A 13255-nucleotide genomic window follows, 5' to 3' on the forward strand; every position below is an offset into this window, starting at 1 on the left:
ATGCTGGTCGCGAGTCAGCTGCTATATCCTCTGAATGAGGAGGCCCGCATAGACGTTTCCGAGCCTCCTGGCGAGATTGGCACAGTAGTCGAAATACTTGATGCACTCTTTTACGCTCATGTACTCTGTTCCCGGATAGCACAGCGAAATGTAGTAGATTTTGTTCCCTTCGAATATCGCCGATCGTGAAAGGAACTTCTTCGCCACCTGATCTGCCCGGTTCGCGTCCAATTCGATAACGACGAGGGCGTCGCGGCTTGTGCCGAATATGTCGACTGCGTCTTTCCTGTCAGACGGATGCTTGTATTCCTGGGACCAGACGAATTCTTCCGCAAGATTCGTTTCCAACTCATGGACGACAGCTTGCTGAAATCCTTTTACTACCGATGCCCGCTCACGTTGCGTTCTTTTTTCGCGGGACGCGAAATGATCTTCGCACTGAATGGATTTGATACATTCAATTATGTTCAGCATGGTGAGGTCATGAGGGTCAGATTCCACATGCAATACAGGGTTCACGAGACCAATCCTCTAAAAAATAACTTCATCAAGGGATAATATCCTTCCCGCAGCCTGACGAAGCAGTTGCAACGATTGAAGGAACCTGACCATGGGATGCTACATCGAGCCCAAAGATCAAACGAAAGAAGAGTGGCTGGCCGCCAGGGGCCGCCCGATTACCGAGGCCCAAGCAGGCCAGATCAAGTTCTTCATGGCGAAGGAGCTGCCTGTCGTACTCATCGACAATGGGTCCTTCAGGGCGGCCGGCGTCGCATACGACGCGTACACGTACGAGGAATTCTGCTACCCCGACGGCCGCCACAAGCAGTGGTTCATGGTCAAAACCGAGGATCTCAAGCAGGTCTGCGCCTTGGAAAAATTCTGCTGATCCATGCGCTTCCGACTCACACCGACCCCATCGCCTATCGCGGCGCACCGACCATCACCACGTCCGTCTCGACGCCGCCATCGCGCCAGGCCAGCTCCAGGTCCTGCTCGATCTCCGCGAGCACAGCGCCGCTGCCGCTGAAACTGCGCAGGCCGAAGGCACGGTTGCGGCCGTGCGGCTTGGCCATGTAGAGCGCCATGTACGAGGGTCAGGCTTGCCTGCATGCCCGCGAGGGCACGTAGAAAATCGCCCTCCTCGCCATAGGCTTCGGCGGATGCGACACCGAGCTGGAAGCGCAGGCCGACGTCGCGCGGGGCACGGCCCAGACGCTCGGCCGCGCGCACCAGCTCGTGCGAGGCCTGCAAGTCGTTCTGGACATACATCAGGTTGCCCTTCAGGAGCAGCCCCCTGGCACGCGCGACTGTGCAAAAAGCAGACAATTCCTGTGACCTGTGGCTCGTCGCATGCCGGGCCGGAGTCCATGCTCCCGGTTCGCATCCTCTTGGGACCACGGAGCCGAGCGGCCCGGACGCCGGCGCGCCGGCGCCAGGGGCAAGCCCCTAGAGCGTGGCGCAGATAGCGAGATTGATCCGCACGAATTCCGGCCAGCTGACCTGCCCCGACAGGTGCTGCTCGTAGTACGCCTCGACGCGGCACACCAGCGGCCGCTGCGCGTAGATGGTGCAGCGCTTGCCGGGCTCGTCGAAGTGGCGGCAAGTGCCGTCACCACGATCGAGCCAGGCGGTCTCCGTGCTGCCGTCCACGCGACGGCAGCATTTTCCGCGACCGTTGCATGGAAACGGCTCGCGGACCTGTTCGCCCGTCACGCGTCGAGGGCCAGGCGGAGAATCCCGACCAGCTGCTGCACCCGCGCGCTGGCTGCCTGGTCCGCCTCGCTGAAGGCCTGGCGCAGCTTTTCGACGTGCGCACTGACGTTGGCGAAGAATTCGCCGATTTCCTTGTCCACGCCCGCCTGCATCGAGGTCTCGAAGCCTTCGCCGAGTTCACGGGCGAAGTCTTCCATCTGCTGGACGGCGCGCTCCCGGGCCCGCTGCTGTTCCTCGTGCTGCTGGCGCAGGCGGGCTTCTTCGGGATCGCCCCTGAACAGGCCATACAACACCTCGCCCACCGAGACCGCGATGCCCACGTACGGCAGCCACTTGCCGACGACCGAGCCAGCCCATTTCTCCATGGTCCTGGTGCCGATACCCTTCATCAGCGACGGCGCGACCTCCTTGACCAGTTTCAGGCCGCTCACGATGTGCTCGGGCTTCGTGATGCCCGCCAGCTGCTGCATGGCGCCCTTGATGTCGATGGCCGATGCCGCCGGCAGCGGCGCAGGGGTTCCCCCCTGCCCGCCTTCCCCGTCGCCTTTGCCCAGCGTCGGGACTTCGACCGAGCCAGCCTGGTGCTGCATGCGCGGCACCACGGCTTCGAGTTCCTCGATTTCGACCTGTACCGAGGACACGACCTGCTGCAGCTCGTGCTGCAGGGTGTCGCTGACAGCCTGGCCCGCCTTGATCATCAGTTGCTCGATCCTGGCCTGGCAATCGTCGGGAGCGGTGCGCATGGTGGTCCTGGCCATGTCGGCGAGCTGGCTGCGCTGGCGTCCCAGTTCGCGCCGCATGGCCTGGGTCACGCGCGACTGCTGGGCGCCGATGCTGCCGAGCAGCCGGTCGTACTTCTTGACGAGGGCCGAGTCCGTACGCGACTCGAGCAGCGCGACATACTCCTGCAGGAAGCCGGCCAACTGTCCTTGCAGCCGGCCGTAGACCTCGTCGAGCCCGACGCTTTGCAGGAAGCCCGTCAGCTGGCGTTCGAAGGCGGGAAAACCGCTCAGCTCCACCAGGGCGGGCTCGCCCTCGACAAAGCCGCGCAAGGCACGCCTGGCATTGATCTTCGCAATCGGGATGTCGCCCAGCACGTCGTTCAGTCCACGGGCGGCGGCCATCTTCTGCAGGTGGCCACGGGTCTGGTCCTTGAGCTTGATGAAGTCCGCGTCGCCCAGATTCTTCTTGTCGTTAAAGACAAGGAAGACCTGCTTGCGCTCTTCCAGCATCTCCAGCAGCACGTCCAGGGTCTTCGCTTCCTCGACCGTACCGAGCGGATCGACCACGAACAGGATCGCATCGGCCTTGAGCATTTGCGCCCGCGTGACGTTTTCGTGCGCGATGGGCGCGTCCACGCCAGGCGTGTCGAGGATGCTGTAGTTGCCCCATTCGTAGGCAGTGACCTTGTCGGTCAGCGGAATGTCGTCGGCCGGCGCGATTTCGCGCTGCAGCAATGCGTTGATGAGCGTGCTCTTGCCGGCGTTGTAGACGCCATACACCATGATGACGGCATCCGCGCTCTTCTTCTTGTCCTCGAATACCTCGCCGATCGGGCTGAACGCCGCGGCCATCGCCGGATCGGCCTCGACAAACGCCCGCGCTTGATCGTAGGCCTGCAGCAACTGGGTCGGATTGATGCTCATATTCATTTCTCGCTTGCGTCGGTTGCCTGCACCAGGGTGTGCAGGTCTTTGTCGAAACGGTCGATTTCCGCGGCCATGCCGGCCAGCAAGCCGTCGACTTCTTCTTCCATCGTTTGCCAGAGCCCGCTGGAAGCCAGGCGCATCTGGCGGTCGAGCGCCTGCTGGCTGGCGCGCAGCGCCTGCAGCCGGATTTCCTGCAGGTTGTCGCCGACGGTCAGTTCCACTTCCCGATACTGGGTCGTAGCGCTGCTTCCGCTGGCACCGCCCAGCCCCCCGCCCAGGCTCATGCCGAGTGCGGCACCGGGCGGGCCGCCGCCGAGGAAGAAGCCGGCGATCCCGCCCGCGATACTGCCCAGCAGGCTCGTGAGCGTGCGCGTGCCGCCCTTCACGGTCGCGATCTTTTCGGTGATCGTGGCCAGCTCGAAGCCCGGCAACTTCACCATGCCGCTCCCCGAGTAAGTGGTGCGCACGGCATCGGCGAAGCCGGCCATGATGTCGTCGAACATTGCCGCCAGCTGCCGGGTTGCGATCTCCTGGTAGCGCGCGTTCAGGCGCTGTTCGAAATCGGCCAGTTGCCCGCCGACGCGGCTGGCGTCGGCGCGGTCGGACTCGAGCTGCGCGAAGAATTCGTCGATGAACTGCTGCAGCTCCTGCTGGCCCGCGTGCACCGCGCCGCCGAGCTGCTGTTCAAGGCGCCTTTTGGCGGCGTGCAGCGGGGCCTTGAAACCGCCGATCAAGCCTTGGTAAGGTTCCAGCCCGGCGCGGCATTCGGCCAGGAAGTTGCGCAGGTTGGTCATCGGGGTACGCTGCTTCATGCGCACCCCCTCCGATTGTGCGATCCGGTGCAGGGTACGGCACAGGTGGCCGACGCCGCTATCTTCGAAGGCATCGACGTCGCTCGCGTGCAGCTGGGCATAGTGCGCCGACAGCGACACGATCTCGACCTGCATGGCCTCCTCGGCGCTGCAGGCCGACTTCAGCTCCGAAGCGACATAGTCGCGCTGGCGCGCGCGGATCTGCGCAGACTTCATGACCAGGCGCGACACCCAGGTGCCGCTTGCCTTGTCGCGAACATCCTCGTTGTCGTCGCTGCCTGTCAGCAGGAGCAGGACCTTCTTGTCCCGGTTGAGCAGTGACCTGATCTCGTCGATATCGCTCTTGCGTCCGGGAGAGTCGGACTTCATCGTGTACAGGATCAAATCGGCGTGCTCGACGTAGGCTCGTGCCAGCGCGCCGTTCTCGTGGTTCAGCGAATGCAGGCCGGGTGAATCGACCCAGGTCAGGCCAGGCAGGGAAAAGCCCTGGATCGAACTCGTCGCTTCGGTCGCGCCCACGCGGAACTCGCGGCGCGACGCTGCCTCATTCTCCGCGTCACCGCTCTCGACTTTTGTTTGTGCGTGCGAAAAATGTTCCGGGACCATGCCCGGGGGCACCTCCTGCTTCAGCGCTTCCGTGGGGTCGGTATCGCCCCAGGCCATGTAATTGCCGAGCGAACTCTTGCCCGACTTGACTTTGCCGTTGACGAACACGAGCAGCGAATCCTCGTAGCGGGCGCGGAAGGCGATTCCCTTGTTGCGTCCGGCCACTTTCAGCGTCCACTCGGCCTGTGTGGCGGCCAGCATGTCGATGAAGCCGAGCACCTGGTCGCGTACCGGACTACCTGGCGGCAGACCTTCGCCAGCCGCCCGCAGGCGTGCCGACAGCGCGTCCGCGAAACGCTGGCGCAGGGCATCGAAATCGGCTTCATGGGCCCTGGCCTGTTTCAGCGAATCGTCGAAACGGGCTTGCAGGCTCTCGAAGGACGCGAGCAGGTCGGTGCGCAGGACGGTCTCGTTCATGCCCTGCCCTCCGCCATGTTCGCGGCTGCCTCGGCCCTCTCCTGGACAATCCGCTCCAGATTTTTCCTCAGCCCTGCAAGTTCGGACAATTCCCTGTCGGCCGACCGGATCGCCATCAGCCTCATGTGAAGCCGGGTATTCCCGCGCAAGCGCACGTCATAGACATCATTGAACAAATCGAGGTGGCGCCGAATCTCGGCGACCTCCCCATCGGTCCGGGGGAACGTTTCTGTGAAGACCTCGCCCAGCTCATGCGGTACGACCTCGCGGGCCGGTCGCTTCGCATAACCGGACGCGGTCAGCGTTGTCCCGAATACGGGCTCGCCGCCGAGGTCCACCCAGTCTTCAAGCGCGGCGGCCAGCCGCTGGCCGGCCTGCGCGCCTCCTTCGGCGAACAGAAGGCGTGCTTTCGTCAGCTTCTTCACGCGCTCGTCCTTGCGGACCTGCTCCGCCGCGGCTTCCTTTCGGCGGCGTTCCTCGCCGTCGCTGCTGCTGCCGGCGCTGCTGCCGGACGTGTCATCGCTGCTGGTGGCAGCGGCAATGGCGGCGCCAAGCCCGAGAACGGCGGCACCAATCAACCAGGGTAAAGGCATGTCTTCCTCAATCAAATATGGGTGTATCGCGTTGCGGCGTCGTCCAGAAAGGCGCGCAGCCGGCCGGCTTCGCCATTGAAGGCGGCGAAGGCCGTGACGACCTCGTTGCGCAAGCCTTGCCGGCGCAGCGCGGTCCGCTGTTCGGCCTGCGCTACCTCCTCGAGCAAGGCCCGCGCCTCGGCAAGCGCCTTGCGTGCCCGGATTGCCTGCACCGTGGCGGCAACGGTGCTTATCTGCGCGATGAGCGCGTCCATGCCGCTCGCGGCAACGAGTGCGGGCTCGCCCTCGAGCAGGCCCGTCCGGTAACGCTTGCCCGACACCCGCCACACCTGCGCCTCAAAGCCCAGCTCATCGGCACATTGCCGGCGAATGCGCGCTTCGATGGCATCGAGGTCGTCCGGCCTTGCCTTGTCGGCCTTGGTCAGGACCACCAGGATGCTGGCCCCGGCATCGCTGCCGCGCGCGGCGGCAAGCGTACGAAGGAAATCGGCTTCCACCGCTTCCAGTTCCCCCTGCGGCTGGTGCACGAACAGCACGACGTCGGCCTGTTTCAAGCCCGACCAGGCCTCCTCGTCGTCCAGCGCGTTCGCGTCCAGCCCGGGCGTATCGAGATAGGTGTAGCGGTCCGATTCGAAGTGTGCGTTCTCGGCCGTCTCGCGAATGTCGGCGGTCCTGAAAAATTCCTGCTCGAGATGCATGGTGAGCATGTTCAGCAGATAGCTCTTGCCCGCGTTCATCAGGCCGCAGGCGGCGATCACGGGCTTGGGCGCGTGACTGCCGGTTTCCATCTCGCGTAAGGCAACGCGGATATCGTTAAGCTTCATCGTCATGTGTAAAGGAGGTGGTCGGATGCCGGGCGGGTCGAAGCACTGCCCGGCGTGGGGATGGTCGGGCAGGAGATTCAGGCGGCGCGGCCCATGGCGAAGAACGCACGCTCCACGTCGACCGCACGCCACGGGTGCTCGCTGCCGTCCCAGTCGGGCCAGGTTGCTTGCAGGGCGTTTGCCGCCTGTGCCTGGCGCATGCACCAGTCGCACCACTTCAGGTAGCGGGCGACGAAGTGGTCGCGGGCGATGGCGGAATTCAGGCTGGCCATCGGTCCGTGCATGGCTGCCAGTTCCCGATCGGCGTGGCCGCGCAGCCGCTCGTTGATCACCGAGTCGAGCACGGCAGCGATGTCCGGACGCATTGCCATGACGAGTTTCGTCGCAAAGGCCGGGCCGACGAACTTGATGCGCAGGCAGGCCAGCGTCGCCGTGGCCAGGTCGCCATTCCTCGCTGCCCGGCACGCGGTCGCGAGCAGGGACCTGACTTCGGCCGGGTCCTGGGGAGGCCGGCGCGAGCCCGCGCCCTTCAGCAGGCTGCCCGCCCTGCCAAAGGCCCTTTCCGGCTTGATCAGCAGGTCGGTGCCGGAGACGAAGCCCCAGGTGACGCAGGAGAGCAGTCCGTGCAGGCGGTCCTCGACGTCGTCGGACAGGAGCAGCCCGGTATGGAAGCGGTCCAGCGCGACCGACGAGTGGCGTGCGCGCACCTCCGGCCGCGCCCATTCGGCGGTGCCCGGCACCTCCACGTGCAGGCGCCGGTTGCCAAGTACGTGCACCTTCACGTCTTCGCGCGTGGTCGGTTTCAGGCATCCAGGCGGATAAGCGTATTGCGCCCGCAGCGCGCGCATGTCAGTTGGGTTCATTCGGTCTCGCTTATCAAGTGGACAGCATCCTAGCAAAAATATTTCAACATGGAAATAAGCGTTACACGCCGCAGGCCGGCCAAAGCTTGCTGTGGCGTGGCGGACAACACGCTCGATCATCGCAGCCGAAGCGACAAACGGGGTCGCAATAGGGAGACATCGGGACGAACTGCCGCTGTGCAAGCAGGAAAATATTGTTGATAATGAGAAACCTCATCACTATTTTCGCCCCATGGCCACTCTCTCACCTGCTCTGTTCCCTCCCCTGCGCACGGATGCGGGACGCTACCGCGAGCTGGAGGTGCTGGAGCGCCTGCGCGACTACTTGCCGGCCGGATTCGAGGTCTTCCACAACATCGCCCTGCATACGCTTCGCGGCGGGCGCGACAGCTACGGCGAGATCGATGTCATCGTCCTGTCGCCGGGCGGCTGCCTGCTGCTCATCGAAGTCAAGGCCGGTCCCGTCATCCTGCGTAACGGCGAGGTATTCAAGCTGTACGGCGATGGCGAATGCGATGTGGCGCGCCAGGGCCGCCTCCAGCGCACCGCCATGCAGAACCGGCTGCACGAGGCCGGGCTCGATGTCCCCATGCTGAGCTGCCTCGTCCTGCCCGACTATGCGCTCGGCGACAGCCAGGTGGCATCGATCCCGCGCGAGCGCATCATCGATGCACCGCGCTACGCCGACATGGTGTCGACTGTCCGCGACTGGATGGGCGCAATCCAGGGCACGGCAGACGGGGCGGCCTTGCGCCGCCTGCTGCTCAACCAGTTCCAGGTCACGCCCGTCCTCGAGGTCCTGCGCGACCAGTTGCAGGGCGCCGTGCGGCGGCTATCCGATGGCCTCGCAACCTGGGTACCCCGCATCGGTTCGCCTTCCGGCGTTTTCCGTATCCAGGCGACGGCCGGTTCCGGCAAGACCCAGCTCGCGCTGCAGCTGCTGGAGACGGCCGCTGCCGAGCGGCTGAACGCGTGCTACGTCTGCTACAACCGCAGCCTGGCCGACCACGTGCGCCATCTGGCCTCGTCGAAGGTCGACGTGGTGAACTTCCATGAGCTGTGCGTCGAGCATTACCGGCGCACCCAGGGCGATCCCGATTTTTCGCCAGGCGCGTTCGAACGCATGACCGCGCACTATGTTGGCGCCAGTGCCGGCTTCGCCCAAAGCCTGGACCTCCTGATCATCGACGAGGCCCAGGATTTCGACGCGAGCTGGGTGGAAAGCCTGTGCAGCCGCCTGCGGCCCAACGGCAGGCTGTACGTACTGGAAGACGAAGCCCAGCGCCTGTACCGGCAGGACAGCTTCGACCTGGGCGACGCGGTCACGATCGGCTGCAGCGACAACTTCCGCAGCCCGCAGGTGATCTGCGACCTGATCAACGCGCTGGGCCTGGTGCGCCCGCCGATCCGGGCGCTGAATCCCTACCGCGGCGAGCTCCCGGGCATCCGGACCTATCTGTCCGACGAGGAGGTGCTGGCCCGGACCGAGGAGGCGGTGGCCGCGCTGCTGGCACGCGGCTTCGCCCTCGCCGACATCGCCGTCGTCTGTGGCCGCGGCCGCGAAAAGTCGGCACTGCTGAACCGGGCCTGCATCGGTCCCCATCGTACGCGCCGTTTCACCGGCGAATACGACGCCAGCGGCGAACCGCGCTGGAGCGAGGGCGAGCTGCTGGTCGAATCGGTATGGCGCTTCAAGGGCCAGAGCGCGCCGGCGGTCGTGGTCACCGAAATGGACTTCGCCGAGCTCGACGACGCCGCGCGGCGCCGCCTGTTCGTGGCGCTGACCCGGGCGCAGATGGCCGTCGAACTGGTGCTGTCGGACGGGGCCGAGCGTTGCCTGACCGCCCTGCTCGCTTAGGCCGCACGAAACGAGGGGGCGGCGAGTTGCGCGCCCTTCTCAACCGACCCAGCTGCCGCGAGCAGCCCGGCATACCGTTCCGATGAGGATCTTGACTACACTGTCGACCCGAATCCGCCTGCTTCCAGCGGCGCCATCTCGACCGCCACGCCGGACAGCACCGCATTACCCGATAGCGGGTCGCGCAGGTTCTCATCGAGCAGCGCGTTCAGGTTGACACCCGGCCGTTCGCTCGCCACGCCAAGCTTGACGCCTTCCAGGTCGTGCCCCCAGCCATGCGGCAGGCTGACCACGCCGGGCATCATCTCCTCGCTCACTTCGACCTGCACCTCGATCCGGCGCGCCCCGTTGCGGAGCTGCGCCATGCCGCCATCCTCCAGGCCGAGCCGGGCGGCGTCCAGCGGATGCACGAGCGCCGTGCAGCGGTAGGCGCCCTTGGCCAGCACGGGCAGGTTGTGCATCCAGCTGTTGTTCGAGCGCAGCTGGCGCCGGCCGATGATGACGAGATCCGGCGCCGGCGCCGCCAGGTCCGCCGCCACCCGGGCCAAATCATCGAGCAGCATGGGCGGGGCGAGTTCGATCTTGCCGGACGGCGTGCGCAAGGCTTCGGGAATGCGCGGGGTCATCGGTCCCAGGTCGATGCCGGACGGAGCCTGCCTGATTTTCTCCAGCGTGAGCCCACCAGGCACCCGGCCGAACCCGTCGCCGTAGGGGCCGGTGCGCAGGTCAGGTCGAGCAGGCGCTCCGGGCCGCGCTTCGGCGCCAGCGCCGCCATCACCTGCGCGGCGGCGGGACCGAAGGCCTTGTCCAGCTCCTGTTCCAGCAGCGCGTCATCCAGGGCCGCGATGTCGGCCCCGGCACCCATCCCTTTGGCGATCGCGGCAATGCGCAGCAGGCTTTCCCACTCGTCGGGCTGGCCGTGCTGGCGCGCTACTACCTGCGGGCTGTAGCGCGCGTGGTTACGGTGCGAGAACTGGGTGAAGGTGACGTCGTAGTGCGCGTCCTCCAGCGGCGATGGTCCGGGCAGGATCACGTCGGCGTGGCGCGAGGTTTCGTTCAGGTAGATGTCGAGGCTGACCATGAAGTCCAGCTTGTCCAGCGCCGCGGCCAGGCGCGGGCCGTTGGGGCTGGAGAGCACCGGATTACCGGCGATGGCGATCAGCGCCTTGATCTGCCCCGGGCCGGGCGTCTCGATTTCCTCGGCCAGGCAGGTGATCGGCAGTTCGCCCGCCACCTCGACCGCGCCGGAGACGCGCGAGCGATGCCGGCCGCTGACGACCCCGCGTCCGACGCCCGGTTTACCGCGCGTATTGGCCGCGAAGGCCGCAGCCTTGGGAAACATGGCGCCGCCCTCCTCGTCGAGGTGGCCGGTCAGGACGTTGATCACATCGATCAGCCAGGAGCACAGGGTGCCGAACTGCTGGGTGCAGGTGCCGATGCGGCCATAGAGCGCGGCGCGTGGCGTGGTCGCGAGCGTGCGGGCCAGGCTGCGGATGGTGGCGGCGTCGATGCCGCAGCGCGCGGCCACGCGTTCGGGCGTGTAATCCTTGACCGCCGCAGCCAGCGCGTCGAGCCCGTTGCAGTGCTCGAGCAGCCGGCCGGGGCGTACCAGTCCTTCGTCGAAGAGTGCCTGCACCATGCCGAGCAGGAAAAAGACATCTGCGCCCGGGCGAATGAAATGGTGGGCATCGGCCACCGCGGCGGTTTCGGTACGGCGCGGATCGACCACGACCATCTTGCCGCCGCGCGCGCGCAGCGCTTTCGCCTTGCCGCGGAAATCAGGCACGGTCCACAGGCTGCCGTTCGATACCATCGGGTTGGCGCCGAGGATCAGCAGGAAATCGCAGCGTTCGATATCGGGGACGGGAACCGACAGCCAGCTGCCGAACATTAGCCCGACGGACAACATTTTCGGCACCTGGTCCACGCTCGATGCCGAAAACATGTTGCGGGTACCCAGCGCCTTGGCCAGGCGCGGAAAGTAGAGCATCAGGCTCATCTTGTGCGAGGTCGGGTTGCCCAGCACCGTTGCGACGGAATCCGGCCCGCCGGCGGCGATGACCGGCGGCAGGCGCCGCGCGATTTCCGCATAGGCTTCTTCCCAGCTGGCTTCCATAAAACGGCCATCGCGCTTGATGAGGGGCGTGCGCAGGCGGTCGGGGTCCTCGTGCAGGTCTTTCAGGCCGATCGCCTTGGGGCAGAGGAAGCCTTTCGAAAAGACGTCGTTCTGGTCGCCGCGGATGCGGATGACGCGGCCCTCCTCCACGTCCAGCTCGAGGCCGCAACTGGCTTCGCAGAAGGGGCAGATACGGTGGGCGACTGCGGCTGGACTTATCATGGCAACCCTCATGGAAGGAAAGCGAACGGTCGTTCGATTGTGGGCAGGGATGGTTTGATTGTCAAGCAGCGGGCGGCTGTAGCGGCCTGCATGCCGGCGCCTGGCGCGGCCGGTCATCCGTTGCCTGCCTTTTGCAAACATTGCACGGGCTCTTACAAATGGTTTCGATTGAAACGTTTTCGCACTTTATCGTGCGCGCCTCAGCAAGTAGTCTAACGGGCTCGGCACCAGCCGGCCCGGGTTACAGCCGGTAGTCGGCTGGCCCTCCGCTCTTTCTTCAACCGGAGTTTTCCTTGTCCGAATCAAAAATTCCCCACTCGGCGTCGATCATCAAAGTCATCGGTGTCGGCGGTGCCGGCGGTAATGCCGTCAACCATATGGCATCGATCGAACATCCCGCCTTCGAATTCATTTGCGCAAATACGGACGCGCAAGCCCTGTCGAACACCCGTACCGAGAAGCGGATCCAGCTCGGCGAAAGCGGCCTGGGTGCCGGTAGCGACCCGGCCATCGGACGCGAAGCGGCCACGCGCGAACGCTCCCTCATCGCCGACGCGCTCAAGGGCGCCGACATGGTCTTCATCACGACCGGCATGGGCGGCGGCACCGGCACCGGCGCGGCGCCCGTGGTTGCGGAAGTGGCGCGCGAGCTGGGCATCCTGACTGTCGGCGTGGTGTCGAAGCCCTTTGATTTCGAAGGTCCGCGCCGCATGCGCGTGGCCGAGGAAGGCATTGCGACGCTGGCACGCTGCGTCGACTCGCTGATCATCGTGCTCAACAGTCGCCTCGAGGAAGTGCTGGGCGACGATGTCACGCAAAAGCAGGCCTTCGCCGCCGCCGACGAGGTGCTCAGCAAGGCGGTGACCGGCATTGCCGACATCATCGCCGTGCCGGGCCTGGTCAACGTCGATTTCGAGGACGTCCGCACCGTGATGCGCCAGACCGGCATGGCGATGATGGGCACGGCCCAGCACGCTGGCGAGGACCGTGCCGCCAGGGCGGCCGCGGAGGCGATCGCCTGTCCGCTGCTCGATGGCGCGAATCTGCGCGCGCGGCGCGGGGTGCTGGTCAATATCACCGCATCCGAGGAAACGCTGAAGCTGCGGGAAACCAAGGCCGTGATGAATGCGATTTGTACCTCGACCAATGAGGACGCGATCATCAAATTTGGCGCGGTGTTTGACGACTCGCTAGGGGACGAGATGCGGGTGACCGTGGTGGCGACGGGCTTGAACCGGCCTAGCGACTTTACGCTGGGGACGCGGCGGTCGACGATTTCGCGGGTAGGCACGCAGCCGCAGTCGGTGCTGCGGCAGGGCGCGGTTCACCCGTCGGTGCGGGCGGTGTCGGCACAGCACGAGTCGCGCGCCGGAGGATGTCGCGACAGTCGGCTTCGCCGGACAGCGGGGACGGCGAGCCCGGCTGAGGACCGGCAAGCCCGACCAAGGGGCGCCCGTCGTCCTGACGACCGGCGGTTCTCGGGACAGGCGATGGAATACGCCGCAGGCCCGGGTTTGCACCAGCGTTCCTTCCGCTCGCCTGCCCGCTCATCTGTTGGCGTGTGTCGCACGGTCTTGTC

At 65.5% G+C, this 13255-nt stretch carries 12 protein-coding genes and 1 pseudogene; 3 read left to right on the top strand and 10 right to left on the bottom strand.

The genetic code is table 11. From position 1 onward, the window contains the following. Positions 1-21 precede the first annotated feature (21 nt). On the bottom strand, positions 22-519 hold the full coding sequence (locus tag G4G31_RS17555) for a hypothetical protein (protein WP_182988729.1): 498 nt from the start codon (positions 517-519) through the stop codon (positions 22-24). Between the two features lie 91 nt (positions 520-610). Between G4G31_RS17555 and G4G31_RS17560 the strand changes: the two genes are divergently transcribed. After that, on the top strand, positions 611-889 hold the full coding sequence (locus tag G4G31_RS17560) for a hypothetical protein (RefSeq protein WP_182988730.1): 279 nt from the start codon (positions 611-613) through the stop codon (positions 887-889). Between the two features lie 34 nt (positions 890-923). Here G4G31_RS17560 and G4G31_RS17565 read toward each other — a convergent pair whose 3' ends face one another. The 7 genes from G4G31_RS17565 to G4G31_RS17595 form a co-directional block, all read right to left on the bottom strand. Next, positions 924-1088 (bottom strand): hypothetical protein, encoded by a 165-nt coding sequence (locus tag G4G31_RS17565; protein ID WP_182988731.1) that lies wholly within the window; start codon positions 1086-1088, stop codon positions 924-926. Between the two features lie 361 nt (positions 1089-1449). Beyond that, complete coding sequence (locus G4G31_RS17570) at positions 1450-1716, bottom strand: YkgJ family cysteine cluster protein (RefSeq protein ID WP_182988732.1); 267 nt, start codon at positions 1714-1716, stop codon at positions 1450-1452. Beyond that, positions 1713-3362, bottom strand: coding sequence for a dynamin family protein (locus G4G31_RS17575; RefSeq protein WP_182988733.1), 1650 nt, complete (start codon positions 3360-3362; stop codon positions 1713-1715). The genes G4G31_RS17570 and G4G31_RS17575 overlap by 4 nt, the downstream gene beginning before the upstream one ends. 2 nt (positions 3363-3364) lie before the next feature. After that, positions 3365-5200 carry a dynamin family protein gene (locus G4G31_RS17580; protein ID WP_182988734.1) on the bottom strand — a complete coding sequence of 612 codons (1836 nt, stop codon included), beginning with the start codon at positions 5198-5200 and terminating at the stop codon, positions 3365-3367. Then, the gene (locus tag G4G31_RS17585; protein ID WP_182988735.1) at positions 5197-5793 is read right to left on the bottom strand and encodes a hypothetical protein; all 597 of its coding nucleotides are present in this window, start codon (positions 5791-5793) and stop codon (positions 5197-5199) included. Before G4G31_RS17585 ends, G4G31_RS17580 begins: the two co-directional genes overlap by 4 nt. A gap of 11 nt (positions 5794-5804) precedes the next feature. Then, positions 5805-6551 (bottom strand): GTPase, encoded by a 747-nt coding sequence (locus G4G31_RS17590; protein WP_182988736.1) that lies wholly within the window; start codon positions 6549-6551, stop codon positions 5805-5807. A gap of 143 nt (positions 6552-6694) precedes the next feature. Then, positions 6695-7480, bottom strand: coding sequence for a hypothetical protein (locus G4G31_RS17595; protein ID WP_182988737.1), 786 nt, complete (start codon positions 7478-7480; stop codon positions 6695-6697). Positions 7481-7712: 232 nt separating this feature from the next. On the opposite strand from G4G31_RS17595, the gene G4G31_RS17600 reads away from it, so the two are divergent. Further along, positions 7713-9338: an NERD domain-containing protein gene (locus tag G4G31_RS17600; RefSeq protein ID WP_182988738.1), complete on the top strand. Its 1626-nt coding sequence runs from the start codon at positions 7713-7715 to the stop codon at positions 9336-9338. A 95-nt stretch (positions 9339-9433) separates the two neighbouring features. Here G4G31_RS17600 and G4G31_RS26635 read toward each other — a convergent pair whose 3' ends face one another. Further along, positions 9434-9964, bottom strand: a complete 531-nt coding sequence (locus tag G4G31_RS26635; RefSeq protein WP_229425073.1) for a molybdopterin dinucleotide binding domain-containing protein — start codon at positions 9962-9964, stop codon at positions 9434-9436. Next, entirely contained in the window at positions 9961-11676 is a 1716-nt protein-coding gene (locus G4G31_RS17605) for a molybdopterin-dependent oxidoreductase (RefSeq protein WP_229425074.1), read from the bottom strand. Before G4G31_RS17605 ends, G4G31_RS26635 begins: the two co-directional genes overlap by 4 nt. A gap of 293 nt (positions 11677-11969) precedes the next feature. On the opposite strand from G4G31_RS17605, the pseudogene ftsZ reads away from it, so the two are divergent. Beyond that, a pseudogene (gene ftsZ / locus G4G31_RS26640) lies at positions 11970-12869 on the top strand (cell division protein FtsZ); the annotation flags it as partial. Between the last annotated feature and the right edge of the window lie 386 nt (positions 12870-13255).

It is taken from the genome of Massilia sp. Se16.2.3, assembly GCF_014171595.1.
In the GTDB taxonomy this organism is placed as follows: domain Bacteria; phylum Pseudomonadota; class Gammaproteobacteria; order Burkholderiales; family Burkholderiaceae_D; genus Telluria.